Below are 16213 nucleotides of genomic sequence, written 5' to 3'. Positions count from 1 at the left end.
CACCGGAGCCACAAAGCCCGGTCAGGTCTGCTCCTCCAGCATCTCGGCCGTGACCGCCGACTCGGTGTCGGGAATGTCGAGGTCCTTCGCCCGCTTGTCCGCCATCGCCAGCAGCCGCCGGATGCGGCCGGCCACCGCGTCCTTCGTCATCGGCGGGTCCGACAGCTGGCCCAGCTCCTCCAGCGACGCCTGCCGGTTGGACAGCCGCAGCCTGCCCGCGGCGAGCAGGTGGTCGGGCGCGGTGTCACCGAGGATGTCCAGTGCCCGCTCGACCCGCGCGGCGGCCGCGACCGCGGCCCGCGCCGAGCGGCGCAGGTTCGCGTCGTCGAAGTTCGCCAGCCGGTTCGCCGTCGCACGCACCTCCCGGCGCATCCGGCGCTCCTCCCACTGCAGCACGCTGGTGTGCGCGCCGAGGCGGGTCAGCAGCGCGCCGATCGCGTCACCGTCGCGCACCACCACCCGGTCGGCGCCGCGGACCTCCCGCGACTTGGCCTGGATGCCCAGCCGCCGCGCGGCGCCGACGAGGGCCAGCGCGGCCTCCGGACCCGGGCAGGTGACCTCCAGCGAGGACGAGCGGCCCGGCTCGGTGAGCGAGCCGTGCGCCAGGAACGCCCCGCGCCACGCGGCTTCCGCGTCCGCGACGCCACCGGACACCACCGCGGCGGGCAGCCCGCGCACGGGACGGCCGCGGTTGTCGATCAGGCCCGTCTGGCGGGCCAGCCCCTCGCCGTCCTTCACCACGCGCACCAGGTACCGCGTGGTCTTGCGCAACCCGCCCGCCGACAGCACGTGCACGTCCGAGTGGTGCCCGTACAGCTCGTGGATCTCCCGGCGAAGCCTGCGCGCCACCGAACCCGTGTCCAGCTCGGCCTCCACCACGACCTTGCCCCCCACGATGTGCAGCCCGCCCGCGAACCGCAGCATCGACGCGACCTCCGCGCGACGCGGCCCGGTCTTCGTGATCTGCAACCGGCTCAGCTCGTCCTTCACCGCGGCGGTCATCGCCATGGCCCCTCCCTGCTTCCTTCACCGTCCCGGCCGTCCGCCACACGGCGACCGAGAGCCTCCCGCACACACGCCGCGAGCGCATCCGGATCGTGCAAACCCTGCACGTTCGGGTCAGCCACGTCCGCGAGCAGCGCCCGCGCCCCCAGCTGCGCGGCCGCGTCCCGCAGCCGCGCCGGCGCCGGCACGGACTCCCGGTCCGCGATCACGACGTCCACCCTCAGCTCGGGCGCGTGCTGGAAGAGTACGTGCAGGTGCCGTTCGGGTGAGAAGCCCGCCGTCTCGCCGGGCTGCGGAATGAGGTTGAGGATCACCACCTTCCGCGCCTCCGTGCGGACCAGCGCGTCGTGCAGCCCGGGCACCAGCAGGTGCGGCAGCACGCTGGTGAACCACGACCCCGGACCGAGGAACACCACGTCCGCGCCCAGCACCGCGTCCACCGCTTCGGGGCACGCGGCGGGCACCCCGTCCGGCCGCCGCGTGCGCAGCTCGATGCGCCGCACCCTGCCCGGCGTGCTCGCGACCGCCACCTGTCCCCTGATCGTGCGCGGTTCGCCGTCGTTGCTCAGCCCGGTGACCTCGGCCTCGATGTCGAGCGGCTCACACGACATCGGCAGCACCCGGCCGGACACGCCGAGCAGCCGCCGCGCCTCGTCGAGCGCGGCCACCGGATCGCCGAGCACCTCGAACAGCCCGGCCAGCACGAGGTTGCCGACCGCGTGCCCGGTGAGCGCGCCGTTGCCGCCGAAGCGGTGCTGGAACAGCTCCGCCCACAGCGTCTCGCCGTGCTCGGCGTCCGCGAGCGCCGCCAGCGCCTGCCGCAGGTCGCCGGGCGGCAGCAGCCCGAGCTCGCGGCGCAGCCGCCCCGAAGAGCCGCCGTCGTCGGCGACCGTGACGACGGCGGTGATGTCCGTGGTGACGCGCCGCAGCGCGGTCAGCGTCGCCTGCAGCCCGTGGCCACCGCCGAGTGCAACCGCCCGCGGGGTCACTCGCGTCCCAGGTCCCGGTGGATCACCTTCACCGCCATTCCGTCCTCATTGGACAAAGATCGGGCCAGTTCCTCGGAGATGGCCACGCTCCGGTGCTTCCCGCCCGTGCAGCCGATGGCGAGCGTGAGGTAGCGCTTGCCCTCGCGCTTGTAGCCGGCCCCGATCAGCCGCAGCAGCTGGTGGTAGCGGTCGAGGAACTCCTCCGCGCCCTCCTGCGAGAGCACGTAGTTGCGCACCTCGGCGTCGAGACCGGTGTGGTCGCGCAACTCCGGGATCCAGAACGGGTTCGGCAGGAACCGCACGTCCATCACGAGGTCGGCGTCCATCGGCAGACCGTACTTGTAGCCGAAGGACAACACGGTGACCCGGGTCTGTGTGGACGACTCGGAGCCGAACGCGTCCTCGATCTTCGCGCGCAGGTCGTGCACCGACAGCGCGGACGTCTCCAGCACGAGGTCGGCCTCCTCGCGCAGCGGCGCCAGCAGCACGCGCTCCGCGGCGATGCCGTCGACCAGCCGCCCCTCGCCCTGCATCGGGTGGCTGCGGCGCACCTGCTCGAACCGGCGCACCAGCACCGCGTCCGTCGCCTCCAGGAACAGCACGCGCGGCTTGTACCCGCTCGCGTCGAGGTCCTTGATCACCGAGGCCAGGTCGTCGGTGAACGCGCGCGAGCGCACGTCCATCACGACGGCCACCCTGGTGACCGCGCCCCTGGCCTGCACCCCCAGCTCGACCATGGTGGCGATCAGCTCGGGCGGCAGGTTGTCCACCACGAACCAGCCCAGGTCCTCCAGGCACTTGGCCGCGGTGCTGCGCCCGGCGCCGGACAACCCGGTGACGACCGCGACCTCGATCCCCGGTTTGTGCCCCTCGTTCTCGGTCATGACTCCCTCTCCCCTGCTTGCAGTGCCGCGACCACGGCCTCGGCCGTGCGCCTGCCCACCCCTGGTACCTGCGCGATCTCGTCCACGCCCGCCTGGCGCAGCTTCTTCACCGAGCCGAAGTGCTTGATCAGCGCGGCGCGGCGGGTCTGCCCCAGCCCCGGCACACCGTCCAAAGCGGACACCTGGACGCGCTTGGAGCGCTTCTCGCGGTGGTAGCGGATCGCGAAACGGTGGGCCTCGTCGCGCACCCGCTGCAGCAGGTACAGCGACTCGGCGGTGCGCGGCAGGATCACCGGGTCCGGGTCGGCGGGCAGCCACACCTCCTCCAGGCGCTTGGCCAGCCCCACCACGGCGATGTCGGTGATGCCCAGCTCCGCGAGCACGTCCGCGGCCGCGGTGGCCTGCGGGCCCGCGCCGTCGACCACGAGCAGGTTCGGCGGGTACGCGAACTTGCGCGGCCGCCCCGTCTCCGGGTCGATGCCGGGCTTGCTCCCGGCGGCCGCTTCCTCGTTCTCTTTGAGGTAGCGGTGAAAACGCCGCCGCACGACCTCGGCGATCGAGGCCACGTCGCCCTCGGTGGCCGCCTCGCGCAGCGCGAACCGGCGGTACTCGGACTTGCGCGGCACGCCGTCCTCGAACACCACGAGCGACGCGACGACGTCACTGCCCTGGATGTGGCTGATGTCGATGCACTCGATGCGCAGCGGCGCGCTGTCGAGGCCGAGCTGCTCCTGCAGCTCCGCGAGCGCCGCCGAGCGCGCCGTCAGGTCGCCCGCCCGGCGCAGCTTGTGCTGCTGGAACGCCTCTTCGGCGTTGCGCTGCACCGTTTCCGCGAGCGCGCGCTTGTCCCCGCGCTGCGGCACCCGCAGCTGCACGCGAGACCCGCGCAGGTCCGAGAGCCATTCGCTGATCGCGTCGGCGTCGCTGGGCAGCTCCGGCACGAGCACCTCGCGCGGCACGGGCGAACCGGCCTCGGCGGTCTGCTCGGCCAGCTCGACCTGCTCGCCGTAGAACTGCGTGAGGAACTGGTCCACCAGGTCGCGCACGGCCATCTCTTCGACCTTGTCGATCACCCAGCCGCGCTGGCCGCGGACCCGCCCGCCGCGCACGTGGAAGACCTGCACCGCCGCTTCGAGCTCGTCGTGCGCGAACGCGACCACGTCGGCGTCCGTGCCGTCGCCGAGCACCACGGCCTGTTTCTCCATCGCGCGGCGCAGCGCGCCCAGGTCGTCGCGCAGCCGGGCGGCGCGCTCGAACTCCAGCTGTTCCGACGCCTCCGCCATCTCCTTCTCCAGGCGGCGGATCATGACGTCCGTGCGGCCCGCGAGAAAGTCGCAGAAGTCCTCGACGATCGACCGGTGCTGCTCGGCGGTCACGCGGCCCACACACGGCGCCGAGCACTTGTCGATGTAGCCGAGCAGGCAGGGGCGGCCGATCTGGGTGTGGCGCCGGAAGACACCCGCGGAGCACGTGCGCGCCGGGAACACGCGCAGCAGCAGGTCGAGCGTCTCGCGGATCGCCCACGCGTGCGCGTACGGGCCGAAGTAGCGCACGCCCTTCTTGCGGGCGCCGCGGTAGACGTGCAGGCGCGGGAACTCCTCGTTCAGCGTGACCGCCAGCACCGGGTACGACTTGTCGTCGCGGTAGCGGACGTTGAAGCGGGGGTCGAACTCCTTGATCCAGTTGTACTCGAGCTGGAGCGCCTCGACCTCGGTGCCGACCACCGTCCACTCGACGCTCGCGGCGGTGGTGACCATCTGCCGCGTGCGCGGGTGCAGCCCGGACAGGTCGGCGAAGTAGGAGTTCAGCCGGCTGCGCAGGCTCTTGGCCTTGCCGACGTAGATGACCCGCTTCGTCGCGTCGCGGAACTTGTACACGCCGGGTTGGTCGGGGATGCTCCCCGGAGCGGGTCGGTAGGTGGACGGGTCAGCCACGTCCCCAGCCTATGGCTCCCCTCCGACAGTTCCGCGCACCCCCGCCTCTCAGGCCGGCGGACCGATTGTGCATCGCACCGGCGACGCGTGCCGCGGGTCGAGCGCGTTGCCGATCATGTCGGCGACCCCGCTGTCGAACGCGAGACCCACGTGGCCCACCGGGTCGTGCGGGCAGACGTCCTGCACGAAGAGGTTGCGCACGCCCGGTTCCCGGACGAACGAGGTCTCGTGCGGGGTGACGTCGAGGTCGGTGCGCGAGGCGATGATCGTGTAGCGCACGCCCGGCTGCGCGATCGGTCCCGCGGTCAGGGTCTCGACGGCCGAGCCGCCGGGCAGCAGCTGCGGGCAGGCCGCGCAGCCCACGGTGGTGAGGAGCCGGTCGAGCGTGGAGCGCACGCCAATCCGGTCGGCGAGGGTGACGAGCCGGGAGACGTCGGTCCCGTGCGTGGGCGGCGCGAGCGCGACGACGCGGCGGATCCGGTGGGCGTAGCCGAGCACCTTCGGCACGTACAGCGCCTGGAAAGCGCCTTCGGAATGCCCGACGAGGTCGACTTCCGCCGAGCCCGTTTCCTTGCGCACGCGGTCGATGAAGGCGGCGATCTGGCGGGACGAGTCCTCGATCGCGGTGAGACCGCCGACAGGCACGGCGGGCAGCGGCTGCCCGTAGGTGAACGTGAAGGCGCAGTAGCCGGCGTCCTTCAGGCGGGGCTGCAGGAACAGGAAGTTCCCCGGCCCGTTGCCACCGAGCCCGTGCAGCAGGACGACGGGCGGGCGGCCGCCGCAGGCGTCGTCGGCCGCGGCGGTGGCGGGCACGAACAGGCCGGCGAACGCGACGAGCGCGGCGGCGAGAGCGGGAATCCGCATGAAACCTCGATTTCAGGGCCGGACGGAGTATCGCGACTTTAGGTTCGGGCCCGTCGGGCCGCATCCGGAACGCCACCCCGCTCACCTGTTCGGCTGATGTGCCATCCTCGGCGCATGCGTGTCGCCACCTGGAACGTCAACTCGGTCACGGCCCGGCTGCCGCGGCTGCTCGCCTGGCTGGAGTCCGCGAAGCCGGACGTGGTGTGCCTGCAGGAGCTCAAGTGCGCCACCGAGGCGTTCCCGCCGGAGGTGCGCGACCTCGGCTTCGAGGTGGCGGCGTACGGCCTCGGCCGGTGGAACGGCGTGGCGGTCCTGTCGCGCGTGGGGCTGGAGGACGTCCGCCGCGGCCTGGTGGACGAGCCGACGTACGACGACGCCGCCGAGCCCCGCGCGGTGGGCGCCACGTGCGGCGGCGTGCGGGTGTGGTCGGTGTACGTGCCGAACGGGCGCGAGCCCGGCCATCCGCACTACGCGTACAAGCTGCGCTGGCTGGAGGCGCTGCGGGCCACGGCGGTCGCGGAGTCGGCGCCGGAGCGGCCGTTCGCCGTGCTGGGTGACTTCAACATCGCGCCCGCCGACGACGACGTGTGGGACATCAGCCTGTTCACCGAGTCGACGCACGTGACGGAGCCGGAACGCGCGGCGCTGGCGGCCCTGCGCGAGGCGGGCCTGCGGGACGTCGTGCCGCGCGCGCTGAAGTACGACAAGCCCTACACGTACTGGGACTACCGGCAGCTGGCGTTCCCGAACAACCACGGGATGCGCATCGATCTGGTGTACGCCAACGCTTCCTTCGCGGACGCGGTGAACGACGCGTACGTGGACCGCGAGGCGCGCAAGGGCAAGGGCCCGTCGGACCACGCGCCCGTGGTGGTGGACCTGACGCTCTAGGTGTGTTGTCCGAGGACGTTGGTGATGGGCTGACACGGCTTGGATGATCTTGATATGGGTGAGGACCTCTGGGTTCGGTGTGGGTCGCCACAACACGCACCGATGTCCGGAGGTCGTCGATGGTCCACCGTAACGCTCCTTTGACGCCGTTGGGCAGGGCTGCGGCTGGCGCGGTGTGTCGTGGAGGAGGGCTGGGCTTTGCGCCGTGCGGCGGAACGGTTCGAGGTCTCGCACACGACCGCGGCTCGCTGGGCCGGGCGGTTACCGCGCCCGCGGCGTGGCGGGGATGACCGATCGCTCCAGCCGGCCGCACCACAGCCCGAACCGCACCTCCACTGACGTGGAGGCTCTGGTCGTGGCGCTACGCCGGGAGCACAAGATCGGCCCGGTCCGCCTCGCCGTGCGTGCCGGAATCGCACCGTCGACCGCGCACGCGATCCTGCGCCACCACGGCGTGCCGGTCCTGGCTGCGTGTGACCGTGCGACCGGCGAGCCGGTCCGCCGCTACGAACGGCAGCACCCGGGCGAGCTGGTGCACGTCGATGTCAAGAAACTCGGTCGTATCCCCGATGGTGGCGGGCACCAGGTGCTGGGCCGTGCCGAAGGCCGACCCCACACGGGCATCAACGGCCACACCCCCGCCAGCCGCGCAACCAACCTCCCCGAACAACACATCTAGCGTCCCGCCTTCGAGCACCCGCGCCCTATCGGGCGAGCTGCTGCAGCCAGTCGCGCAGGAGTGCGGTCTCGACGGGGCGGAGCGGGACGGTCGCCGGATCCGCTTCGCCGAGAGTGGCATCGAGCGTGAGAGCGCGAGCGGCGAGAGTGGGCTCCGGGGCTGGGCTCGTGTCGGTGGTCAGGGCGTCGATGAGTGCTTCCCGCATGCGTGGTGAGACCTCCGGGTCGCGGTCGCTCTCGGGGACACCGATCAGGGAGAGCGTGACGCCGGTCACCGCCGCCAGAACGAGGTGGGCGGCCAGGACAGGCGGCACCCGGAGCCGGCCCTCGGCGGCGGCGCGGCCGAGGAACGTCATGAGGAGTTCCTGAGCCTCCTGCGCGGCGGGCGGGCGGCGGCCCGGCCTGTCGGTGCCGTACATCAGGACGTAGAAGGCGGGGTGCCGCAGGCCGAAGTCGACGTGCATGTCCCATCCGCGGCGCATGTCCTCGACCGGGTCTCCGCTCGACGACAAGGTCTGCTTCCGCGCCAGGTAAAGGTCGAAGGCGTGGACGGCCAGCGCCGAAAGGAGTCCGTCCTTGTCGCCGAAGAGCTGGTACAGGGAGGCGGCCCGGATACCCGCCGCCGCCGCTACGGCGCGGGTCGAGAGCGCCTGGCCACCATCCCGTTCCAGAAGTTCGGCCGCCACTTCCAGGATCCGCCGGCGGGTGCGGCTCTTCGCATCGTCCACGGTTGCAATGCTACGCCATAAGGCGTATCACTGGTTCATACAGTGATACGCTTCGCTCTGTAACAGTGATACGCAGGAGGATGCGGTGAATCGTGTGGGATACGGCGCCATGCAGCTCGCGGGCGCGGGGGTCTGGGGCTTCCCGGACGACCCGGAGGCGGCGCGGCGGGTGCTGCGCCTGGCCGTGGAACTGGGCGTGACCTTCTTCGACACCGCGAACGCCTACGGTCCGCGGACGGTGAACCAGCTGATCGGGCAGGCTCTGGGACCGGTCCCCGAGGGCGTGGTCGTGGGCAACAAGGTGGGCGCGGAGCGCGGGCCGGACAGGTCCTGGATCGTCGACGGCCGCCCGGAGACGGTCCGCCGGCAGGTCCACGAGGCACTGACCGACCTGAGAACGGACGCGAGCGAGCTGACCTACCTCCGGCTCGCCGGTGACACCCCCGGCGCACACCAGGACGTGCCGCTGGAGGAGTCGCTCGACGCGCTCGTCGAACTGCGCGACCAGGGACTGGTCCGCCGCATCGGGCTCTCCGGCGCGTCCCCGCAGATGCTGGCACGTGCCCAGCGGACGACCCCCATCGCGGCGGTGCAGAACCGCTTCAACCTGCTCGACCGCAGCGGCGTCCAGGTCCTCGCCGACTGCGAGGCCCAGGGCATCCTCTTCGTCCCCTACTTCCCGCTGGCCGCCGGACGGCTCAGCGACCACCAGGAGCTGACCGGCCCGGCAGCACGCCTGGGCGCCACACCGGCCCAAATCGCACTGGCCTGGCTGCTGCGCCGCTCCCCCTCCGTGGTCGTCATCCCCGGCACGAGCAGTCCCGGCCACCTCCGGTCCAACATCGAAGCCTCCGAGGTCGCCGAACGGCTGACCGATATCGAGGTCTCGCGCCTCACCGGACTGGTCGACGAATCGAAAGCGACTCTCGGCCGGCCCACGCCGCCCGCCCGGCAGCACAGCTAGTGCATGTGGAGGCCGCCGTCGACGTTGTACGTGGCGCCGGTGATGAAGCCCGCTTCTTCGCTCAGCAGGAACGCGATGGTGGCCGCCACGTCGGCGGGGGTGCCGACGCGGCCCGCGGGCAGGTCGCGGATCAGCTCGCGCTTGCGTTCCTCGCTCAGGGTGCCGCCCATGATGTCGGTGTCGATGGGGCCCGGCGCGACGGCGTTGACGGTCACCCCGTGCTCCCCGATCTCCCGCGCCAGCGCCCGCGTGAAGCCCAGCACCGCGGCCTTCGCCGCCGAGTACGAGACCCTGCTGTAGGTGCCGCCGCCGCGCTGCGCGGACACCGACGACACGCTCACCACCCGGCCCACGCCGTGCGCGACCATCGTGCGCGCGACCCGTTGCGTCAGCACGAAAAGCCCGCGGATGTCGAGGTCGAACACGCGGTCCCACTCCGCCAGGTCCAGCTCGAAGAACGGGACCGGCGACGCGACGCCCGCGACGTTGGCCAGGCCGACGACCTGCGGCAGCTCCTCCTCGACCCGCGCAACCGCCGCCTCGATCTCGTGCGGCACCGCGAGGTCCACCCCGATCCCCAGAGCCCGCACGCCATGGTGTTCGGTCAGCGAGCGGGCGACCTCCTCGGCCCCCGAAGTGTCGACGTCGAACACCGCGACGTGCCAGCCCTGCGCGGCGAGCCGGTCCGCGGTGGCCCGGCCGATCCCCCGCCGGGACGCGCCACCGGTGACGATGGCGGTCCGCTCGGCGGGGAAGGCCGTCACGGCTGGTCGGCCCAGGCCTGCTTGTGGAGGCGGCGCAGGGTCCGCACGGCTTCGACGGCGTGGTCGCGGTCCACCGACTGGATCGCGAGCACCCCGAGGTACTCGTCCTCCGGCAGCTCCAGCCGCGCGAAGGACGCGCCGTCGGGGAAGCTCACCGCGATCACTTCGAGCCAGGTGTAGCGCTTGGTCAGCAGGATGACGTTGCGCACCTCGACGCCCTGGGCGTCCGCTCGCACCCGCGGCGTCGCGAACAGCAGCGCGCCGCACGCCAGCACCACCCCGATGCCGACCATGGCGATCTGGTCGGACGTCTCGAAGATCACGCCGGTGTTGGACGAGCGCAGCAGCACGGCCACCACGACGAACGCGACGAGCAGGAACGCCGCCAGCACGACCGAAACCCAGGTCGCCCTGCGGGGTCGGATGACGACGGTTTCCTCGTCGGTCACGGTGCTCACACGAACTTCCGATCCGTCCACGGCTGCCGAAGCGAGCGCAGCTGGTACGCGGTGTCCAGCGCCGCCTGCGTCGCCTCGCGGCCCTTGTCCTCCTTCGACCCGGGCAGCCCCGCGCGGTCCAGCGCCTGCTGCTCGGTCTCGCACGTGAGCACCCCGTTGCCCACCGGCGTGCCCTCGTCGAGCGCGACCCTGGTAAGCCCCGCCGTCACCGCGTCGCACACGTACTCGAAATGCGGTGTGCCGCCACGGATCACCACGCCCAGCGCGACCACCGCGTCGTGCTGGCGCGCCAGCGCCTGGGCGACCACGGGCAGCTCGACCGCGCCCGCGACCCGCACGACCGTCGGCTCCTCCTTGAGGTGCGCCTCGCGCGCCGTGGCGATCGCCCGTTCCAGCAGGCTGTCGGTGATCTTCGCGTGCCAGCGCGTCGCGACGATCGCGAGGCGCAGGTTCTCGCACTCGCTCAGGTCGAGCTCGACCTCGGGCCGCCCCTCGCCACTCATGAACCGTTCCCGTTCTTCGCCACGTCGGCACCCACCTGGTCGAACTCTTCGAGATTCGCCAGGTCGTGCCCCATCCGGTCACGCTTGGTGCGCAGGTACCGCAGGTTCTCCGGGTTCGGCGAGATCGGCAGCGGCACGCGGCCGGTCACCTTCAGCCCGTAGCCCTCCAGCCCGACCCGCTTGGCCGGGTTGTTGGTCAGCAGCCGCATCGAGCGCACGCCCAGGTCGCACAGGATCTGCGCGCCCGTGCCGTAGTCGCGGGCGTCGGCGGGCACGCCGAGCGCGAGGTTCGCGTCCACCGTGTCGGCGCCGAGGTCCTGCAGCTGGTACGCCTGCAGCTTGTGCAGCAGGCCGATGCCGCGGCCCTCGTGCCCGCGGATGTAGAGCACCACGCCACGGCCCTCGTCGGCGACCGCCTGCAGCGCCGCGTCCAGCTGCGGGCCGCAGTCGCAGCGCAGCGAGCCGAACACGTCGCCGGTCAGGCACTCCGAGTGCACCCGCACGAGAATGTCCTCGCCGTCGCCGATGTCGCCGTAGACGAACGCGACGTGCTCGATGCCGTCGAGCAGGCTGTCGTAGCCGACCGCGCGGAACGTGCCCGCGGCGAGCGGGATGCGGGCCTCGGCCACGCGCTCGACCTGCTTCTCGTGGCGGCGCCGGTAGGCGATCAGGTCCGGGATCGTGATGATCTGCAGGTCGTGGTCGGAGGCGAACACCTGCAGCTCCTCGCGGCGCGCCATGTCCCCCTCGTCCTTCTGGGAGACGATCTCGCACAGCACGCCCGCGGGCTGCAGGCCCGCCAGCCGGGCGAGGTCCACCGCCGCCTCGGTGTGCCCCGGCCGGCGCAGCACGCCGCCCTCCTTCGCGCGCAGCGGCACCACGTGCCCGGGCCGACGCAGGTCGGCGGGCTTGGAATCCGGGTCGGCGAGCACGCGCACGGTGTTGGCCCGGTCGGCCGCAGAGATGCCGGTGGAAATGCCCGAGGCAGCGTCCACCGTGACCGCGTACGCGGTGCCCCGCGCGTCCTGGTTCGTGTGGTACATCGGCGGCAGGTCGAGGCGGTCGCAGTCGGCCTCGGTGAGCGCGGCGCACACGTAGCCCGAGGTGTAGCGCACCATGAAGGCCATCAGCTCCGGCGTGGCCTTCTCGGCCGCGAAGATCAGGTCGCCCTCGTTCTCGCGGTCCTCGTCGTCGACGACCACCACCGGCCTGCCGGCCGCGATGTCCGCGATGGCCCGCTCGATTCCCGCGGCGTCCACCGGCACCCCGGCGCCACACGGCGTCCCTGCTGTCACGCGTCCTCCTCGGCCCTGACTCCATTGTGCGCCGCGGGGCCGGACAGGTGGGCCGTGGCCAGCTTCTCCACGTACTTCGCCACCACGTCGACCTCGAGGTTGACCAGGTCGCCCGGTTCGGCGCGGCCCAGCGTCGTCAACTCCAGTGTGGTGGGGATGAGGGCGACCGTGAACTCGTCGTTCGTCACACTCGCCACGGTGAGCGAGATCCCGTCCACCGCGATCGAGCCCTTCTCCACGACGTAGCGCGCGAGGTGCGCGGGCAGCGCGAACCGGGTCAGGCCGTTGTCGTCGCGGGAGAGGAACACGCCGGTGCCGTCGACGTGGCCCTGCATGATGTGCCCGCCGAGCCGGTCGCCGACGGCCGTGGCGCGCTCCAGGTTGACCCGGTCGCCGACGGCGATCTTCGCCAGCCGGGAACGCCGCAGCGTCTCGTGCACCACATCCACGGTGAACTCCTGCGCGGAGGTCACCTCCACGACAGTGAGGCAGACGCCGCTGACGGCGATCGAGTCGCCGTGCTTGGCGTCCGACGTGACCACCGGCCCGCGGACGGTGAGCCGGGCGGCATTGGGCAGCTGCTCCACCGCGGTGATCTCGCCGAGCTCCTCGACGATGCCGGTGAACATCGGGCGCCTCCTCTTGAGTCTTTCAGTGTCGGGCGTGGGCGGCGCGGTCGCGCAGGGCGGCGACGGCCTTGCCCGGGTCTTCGGCGCCGTAGACGGCGGAGCCGGCGACGAAGCAGTCGACGCCGGCCTCGGCGGCCTGCTCGATGGTGTCGGCGTTGATCCCGCCGTCGATCTCCACCAGCACCTTCAGGTGCCCGGTGTCGACCAGCCGCCGCGCGGTGCGGACCTTGTCCAGCACCTCGGGGATGAACGACTGGCCGCCGAAGCCCGGCTCGACCGACATCACCAGCAGCGTGTCGTAGTGCTTGAGCGTGTCGAGGTGGTCTTCCAGCGGCGTGCCCGGTTTGATCGACAGCCCCGCCTTGGCGCCCGCGGCCCGCAGGTCCTTCGCGATCCTGACCGGGTCCTTGGCGGCCTCGACGTGCACCGTGACGTTGTAGGCGCCCGCCTCCGCGTAGCCGATCGCCCAGCGGTCCGGGTCCTCGATCATCAGGTGGCAGTCCAGCGGCAGGTCGGTGGCCTTGCGCAGGGACTGCACGACCGGCAGGCCCAGCGTCAGGTTCGGCACGAAGTGGGCGTCCATGACGTCCACGTGCACCCAGTCGGCCCGCGTCTCCCCGGGGCCGGCCACGGCCTGGACTTCCTCGCCCAGCCGGGCGAAGTCGGCGGACAGGATGCTCGGGGCGATGAGAGGACGGGATTCCACGGTTACGCAGTGTAGAGGTCAGTCCGGTAGCGCGGTCAGTGCCGTCGACCACGGGTCCGCCAGGCGGGACACGGCGGCTCCGGCCGAGGTCAGGGCCCCGACGTGCGCGCCCCACGCCGGGTGGCGCAGGCGCGCGGGGCTCACCTGGTAGGCGACGGAGACGTGCACGCGCGGATCGGCGAGGACGTCGCCGAGCACGGTGAGCGCCTGGTTGTCGGCCAGGCCCAGCGCCAGTTTCGCCACCGAGTTCGCGCTGGCGGGGGCGAACAGGAACACGTCGGGGTCGGGGTGCGGGCGCGGCTGCCCCGGCAGGCGGGACTCGCTGCGCACCTCCAGGTCGGTCAGCTCCTGCAGCCGCGCCAGCTCGCCGGTGGAGGCGAGCCAGCGGGCGGCGGTGGGGGTCAGGGTGATCGCGAGCCGCCAGCCGCGCTCGGCCGCCGGCTGCGCCAGCTCGGTGCGGAACCGGGTGTCCAGTCCGCCGCACGAGCTGGCGACGAGCCCGAGGACCCTCACGGCCGCCGCAGCAGCGCGCAGAACATGGCGTCGGTGCCGTGCCGGTGCGGCCACAGCTGCACGTACGGCCCGTCACCCAGCTGCGGGACGCCAGGGAAGAACTCACGCGCGTCGAGCACCTCGGCCTTGGCCCGCCGGGCGGCGTCGCCGACGACGCCCTCGGTCTCGGCCAGGTGCGGCGAGCACACGACGTACGCCACCACGCCGCCCGGGCGCACCAGTTCGAGCGCGGACGCGAGAAGCTGCCCCTGCAGCTTCGTCAGGTCCGCCACGTCGGACGGCTTGCGGCGCCAGCGCGCCTCCGGGCGGCGGCGCAGCGAACCGAGCCCGCTGCACGGCGCGTCGACGAGCACGCGGTCGAAGCCCGGTTCGAGCTCCGGCTCCCGCCCGTCGCCGACGTGCACCGTCACCGGCAGCCCTTCGGTGGCCTGCTCCACGAGCCGCGCGCGGTGGGGCGCCTGCTCGACGGCGTCGACCGTGCCGCCGGACAGCTTCGCGAGCGCGCCGAGCAGGGCGGCCTTGCCGCCGGGGCCCGCGCACAGGTCCAGCCACCGCTCGTCGCGGCCGTCGAGCGGCGCCTTGGTGAGCGCGATCGCGCACAGCTGGCTGCCCTCGTCCTGCACGGCGGCGAGCCGCTCGCGGATGGGCTCGGCGTTGCCGGGGTCACCCGATCCGGCGGGCAGGTGCACCCCATAGGGCGAGTACGGCGCGACGTCGCCACCGGTGATGGCGGCCAGCTCGTCGGCGCTGATCTCGCCGGGCCGCGCCACGAGGTGCACCTCCGGGCGGCTGTCGTCGGCTTCGAGCGCGGCCTTCAGCTCGGGTCCCTTGTCCCCCAGCGCCTCGGCGAACGCACGGGCGACCCAGCGCGGGTGCGCGGTGCGCAGCGCCAGGTTGCCGATCGAGTCGGTCTCGGGGTCGGGCGCCAGCTCGTCCAGCCAGGCCGCTTCGTCCTTTTCGGACACCTTGCGCAGCACGGCGTTGACGAAGCCCGCGACGTGCGAGCCGCCCTCCAGCCGGGCCAGGTTCACCATGGAGTCCACCGCGGCGTGTTCGGGGACCCGGGTGCGCAGCAGCTGGTAGGCGCCCAGCCGCAGGCAGTCGAGCACCACACCGTCCACTTTGTCCAGTGGGCGCTCGCTGTTGGCGGCGAGGACCACGTCCAGCAGCCCCTGCGCGCGCGAGGTGCCGTAGGCGAGCTCGGTGGCGAGCGCCGCGTCCCGGCCGTCGAGGCGGCGTTCGCGGAGCAGCTCGGGCAGTACGAGGTTGGCGTAGGCGTCGCGCTCGCGGACCGCGCGCAGCACCTCGAAGGCGACGCGGCGGGCCGGGTCCTCGTAGGGCGGCGGGCGGCGCGGGCCCTGCTTGCGTGGCGCGGGACGGCCCCGCGAGGGCCGCGACGGCCGTCGTTCACGTTCGGGGCTCATGACAGGCGCTCTCCTTGCTCGATCCTCGTACCGCGCGCCCAGTCGGTGGCCGCCATCCGTTTCTTGCCCTGCGCCTGCACCTCGCCGAGGGCGACCGCCTGCGTGGCGGTGCCGGCCAGGACACGCTTGCGCTCGACGCGCAGCTCGCCGGGCGCCAGGCCGGTCTCGCCGGTGAGGGTCACCGGGCCCAGCTTCAGCCGCTCGCCGCGGAACTCCGTCCACGCCCCGGGGTCGGGGGTCACCGCGCGCACGAGCCGGTCCACCGCGGCGGCGGGGTCGGCGAAGGACACCCGCGCGTCGTCGACCGTGACCTTGGGTGCGTAGGTGACGCCGTCCTCGGATTGCGGGACCGCGCTCAGCGTACCGTCCTCGATGCCGTCCATTGTGGACACCAGCAGGCGGGCGCCGGACTCGGCGAGCCTGCCGAGGAGCGCGCCGGCGGTGTCGGTGGGGCCGATGGGTTCGGTGACCACGCCGTAGACGGGCCCGGCGTCGAGCTCCTTGACGATCTGGAAGGTCGACGCGCCGGTGATCTCGTCGCCCGCGCGGACGGCGGCCTGCACGGGGGCGGCGCCGCGCCAGGCGGGGAGCAGCGAGAAGTGCAGGTTCACCCAGCCGCGGGCGGGGATGTCGAGGGTGCGCTGGGGCAGCAGCGCGCCGTACGCGACGACGGGGCAGGCGTCGGGGGCGAGCTCGCGCAGCCGGTCGAGAAACTCGGGCGCCCCGGCCTTCTCGGGGGTGAGCACCTCGATGCCGTGCTCGTCGGCGAGCGCCCCGACGGGCGAGCGCACGAGCTTGCGTCCCCGCCCGGCAGGCGCGTCGGGCCGCGTGACGACCGCGACGACGTCATGACGCGACGACTCGAGGAGGGCGCGCAGGGAGGGCACCGCGGGTTCGGGGGTGCCGGCGAACACCAGGCGCATCAACAGGCCCGGTGGGTTTGCAGGTGGGTGAACATCGCGGACCAGTCTATGGGGCCGCGCT

The 16213-nt window shown here is 72.7% G+C and carries 17 protein-coding genes and 1 pseudogene; 3 read left to right on the top strand and 15 right to left on the bottom strand.

Annotated elements, in window-relative coordinates:
* Nucleotides 1-21: 21 nt before the first annotated feature.
* From whiA to FHX82_RS30990, 5 genes are read right to left on the bottom strand one after another with little or no spacing between them, the layout of a single operon-like run.
* A complete protein-coding gene (gene whiA, locus FHX82_RS31010) occupies nucleotides 22-1008 on the bottom strand; it encodes a DNA-binding protein WhiA (protein WP_145933882.1) in 987 nt (328 codons plus the stop codon).
* Nucleotides 999-1994, bottom strand: a complete 996-nt coding sequence (locus tag FHX82_RS31005) for a gluconeogenesis factor YvcK family protein (RefSeq protein WP_145933883.1) — start codon at nucleotides 1992-1994, stop codon at nucleotides 999-1001. Before FHX82_RS31005 ends, whiA begins: the two co-directional genes overlap by 10 nt.
* On the bottom strand, nucleotides 1991-2878 hold the full coding sequence (gene rapZ, locus FHX82_RS31000; protein WP_145933884.1) for an RNase adapter RapZ: 888 nt from the start codon (nucleotides 2876-2878) through the stop codon (nucleotides 1991-1993). Before rapZ ends, FHX82_RS31005 begins: the two co-directional genes overlap by 4 nt.
* The gene (uvrC, locus tag FHX82_RS30995) at nucleotides 2875-4812 is read right to left on the bottom strand and encodes an excinuclease ABC subunit UvrC (protein WP_145933885.1); all 1938 of its coding nucleotides are present in this window, start codon (nucleotides 4810-4812) and stop codon (nucleotides 2875-2877) included. Before uvrC ends, rapZ begins: the two co-directional genes overlap by 4 nt.
* Before the next feature lie 48 nt (nucleotides 4813-4860).
* Nucleotides 4861-5676: an esterase/lipase family protein gene (locus FHX82_RS30990; RefSeq protein ID WP_145933886.1), complete on the bottom strand. Its 816-nt coding sequence runs from the start codon at nucleotides 5674-5676 to the stop codon at nucleotides 4861-4863.
* Nucleotides 5677-5790: 114 nt separating this feature from the next.
* Here FHX82_RS30990 and FHX82_RS30985 point away from each other — a divergent pair, with 114 nt between their 5' ends.
* Nucleotides 5791-6567, top strand: coding sequence for an exodeoxyribonuclease III (locus FHX82_RS30985; protein WP_145933887.1), 777 nt, complete (start codon nucleotides 5791-5793; stop codon nucleotides 6565-6567).
* A gap of 119 nt (nucleotides 6568-6686) precedes the next feature.
* Nucleotides 6687-7174: pseudogene (locus tag FHX82_RS30980) on the top strand (leucine zipper domain-containing protein); the annotation flags it as partial.
* Between the two features lie 97 nt (nucleotides 7175-7271).
* On the opposite strand, the gene FHX82_RS30975 reads toward FHX82_RS30980, so the two are convergent.
* Nucleotides 7272-7973, bottom strand: coding sequence for a TetR/AcrR family transcriptional regulator (locus FHX82_RS30975; RefSeq protein ID WP_145933888.1), 702 nt, complete (start codon nucleotides 7971-7973; stop codon nucleotides 7272-7274).
* A gap of 85 nt (nucleotides 7974-8058) precedes the next feature.
* On the opposite strand from FHX82_RS30975, the gene FHX82_RS30970 reads away from it, so the two are divergent.
* Nucleotides 8059-8937 carry an aldo/keto reductase gene (locus tag FHX82_RS30970; protein ID WP_222425943.1) on the top strand — a complete coding sequence of 293 codons (879 nt, stop codon included), beginning with the start codon at nucleotides 8059-8061 and terminating at the stop codon, nucleotides 8935-8937.
* On the opposite strand, the gene FHX82_RS30965 is transcribed toward FHX82_RS30970, so the two are convergent.
* Genes FHX82_RS30965 through fmt form a run of 9 tightly spaced genes read right to left on the bottom strand, consistent with a single transcriptional unit; the run spans nucleotide 8934 to nucleotide 16152 of the window.
* On the bottom strand, nucleotides 8934-9701 hold the full coding sequence (locus FHX82_RS30965; RefSeq protein WP_145933889.1) for an SDR family NAD(P)-dependent oxidoreductase: 768 nt from the start codon (nucleotides 9699-9701) through the stop codon (nucleotides 8934-8936). The genes FHX82_RS30970 and FHX82_RS30965 overlap by 4 nt on opposite strands.
* On the bottom strand, nucleotides 9698-10159 hold the full coding sequence (locus tag FHX82_RS30960; RefSeq protein WP_373308550.1) for a PH domain-containing protein: 462 nt from the start codon (nucleotides 10157-10159) through the stop codon (nucleotides 9698-9700). Before FHX82_RS30960 ends, FHX82_RS30965 begins: the two co-directional genes overlap by 4 nt.
* Nucleotides 10156-10662 (bottom strand): 6,7-dimethyl-8-ribityllumazine synthase, encoded by a 507-nt coding sequence (ribH, locus tag FHX82_RS30955; protein ID WP_145933890.1) that lies wholly within the window; start codon nucleotides 10660-10662, stop codon nucleotides 10156-10158. Before ribH ends, FHX82_RS30960 begins: the two co-directional genes overlap by 4 nt.
* Entirely contained in the window at nucleotides 10659-11957 is a 1299-nt protein-coding gene (locus FHX82_RS30950; protein ID WP_145933891.1) for a bifunctional 3,4-dihydroxy-2-butanone-4-phosphate synthase/GTP cyclohydrolase II, read from the bottom strand. Before FHX82_RS30950 ends, ribH begins: the two co-directional genes overlap by 4 nt.
* Nucleotides 11954-12586 (bottom strand): riboflavin synthase, encoded by a 633-nt coding sequence (locus FHX82_RS30945; protein ID WP_145933892.1) that lies wholly within the window; start codon nucleotides 12584-12586, stop codon nucleotides 11954-11956. Before FHX82_RS30945 ends, FHX82_RS30950 begins: the two co-directional genes overlap by 4 nt.
* Before the next feature lie 22 nt (nucleotides 12587-12608).
* Nucleotides 12609-13292, bottom strand: a complete 684-nt coding sequence (gene rpe, locus FHX82_RS30940) for a ribulose-phosphate 3-epimerase (protein ID WP_145933893.1) — start codon at nucleotides 13290-13292, stop codon at nucleotides 12609-12611.
* Between the two features lie 18 nt (nucleotides 13293-13310).
* On the bottom strand, nucleotides 13311-13805 hold the full coding sequence (locus FHX82_RS30935) for a flavoprotein (protein WP_145933894.1): 495 nt from the start codon (nucleotides 13803-13805) through the stop codon (nucleotides 13311-13313).
* Nucleotides 13802-15229 carry an RsmB/NOP family class I SAM-dependent RNA methyltransferase gene (locus FHX82_RS30930; RefSeq protein WP_145933895.1) on the bottom strand — a complete coding sequence of 476 codons (1428 nt, stop codon included), beginning with the start codon at nucleotides 15227-15229 and terminating at the stop codon, nucleotides 13802-13804. Before FHX82_RS30930 ends, FHX82_RS30935 begins: the two co-directional genes overlap by 4 nt.
* Nucleotides 15226-16152, bottom strand: a complete 927-nt coding sequence (gene fmt, locus FHX82_RS30925; RefSeq protein ID WP_145933896.1) for a methionyl-tRNA formyltransferase — start codon at nucleotides 16150-16152, stop codon at nucleotides 15226-15228. Before fmt ends, FHX82_RS30930 begins: the two co-directional genes overlap by 4 nt.
* Nucleotides 16153-16213: the final 61 nt, after the last annotated feature.

Source organism: Amycolatopsis bartoniae, from assembly GCF_014191255.1.
Classification (GTDB): Bacteria; Actinomycetota; Actinomycetes; order Mycobacteriales; family Pseudonocardiaceae; genus Amycolatopsis_E; species Amycolatopsis_E bartoniae.
The sequence above is the reverse complement of the archived record's forward strand: the minus strand, read 5'-3'. Positions and strand labels throughout refer to the sequence as shown.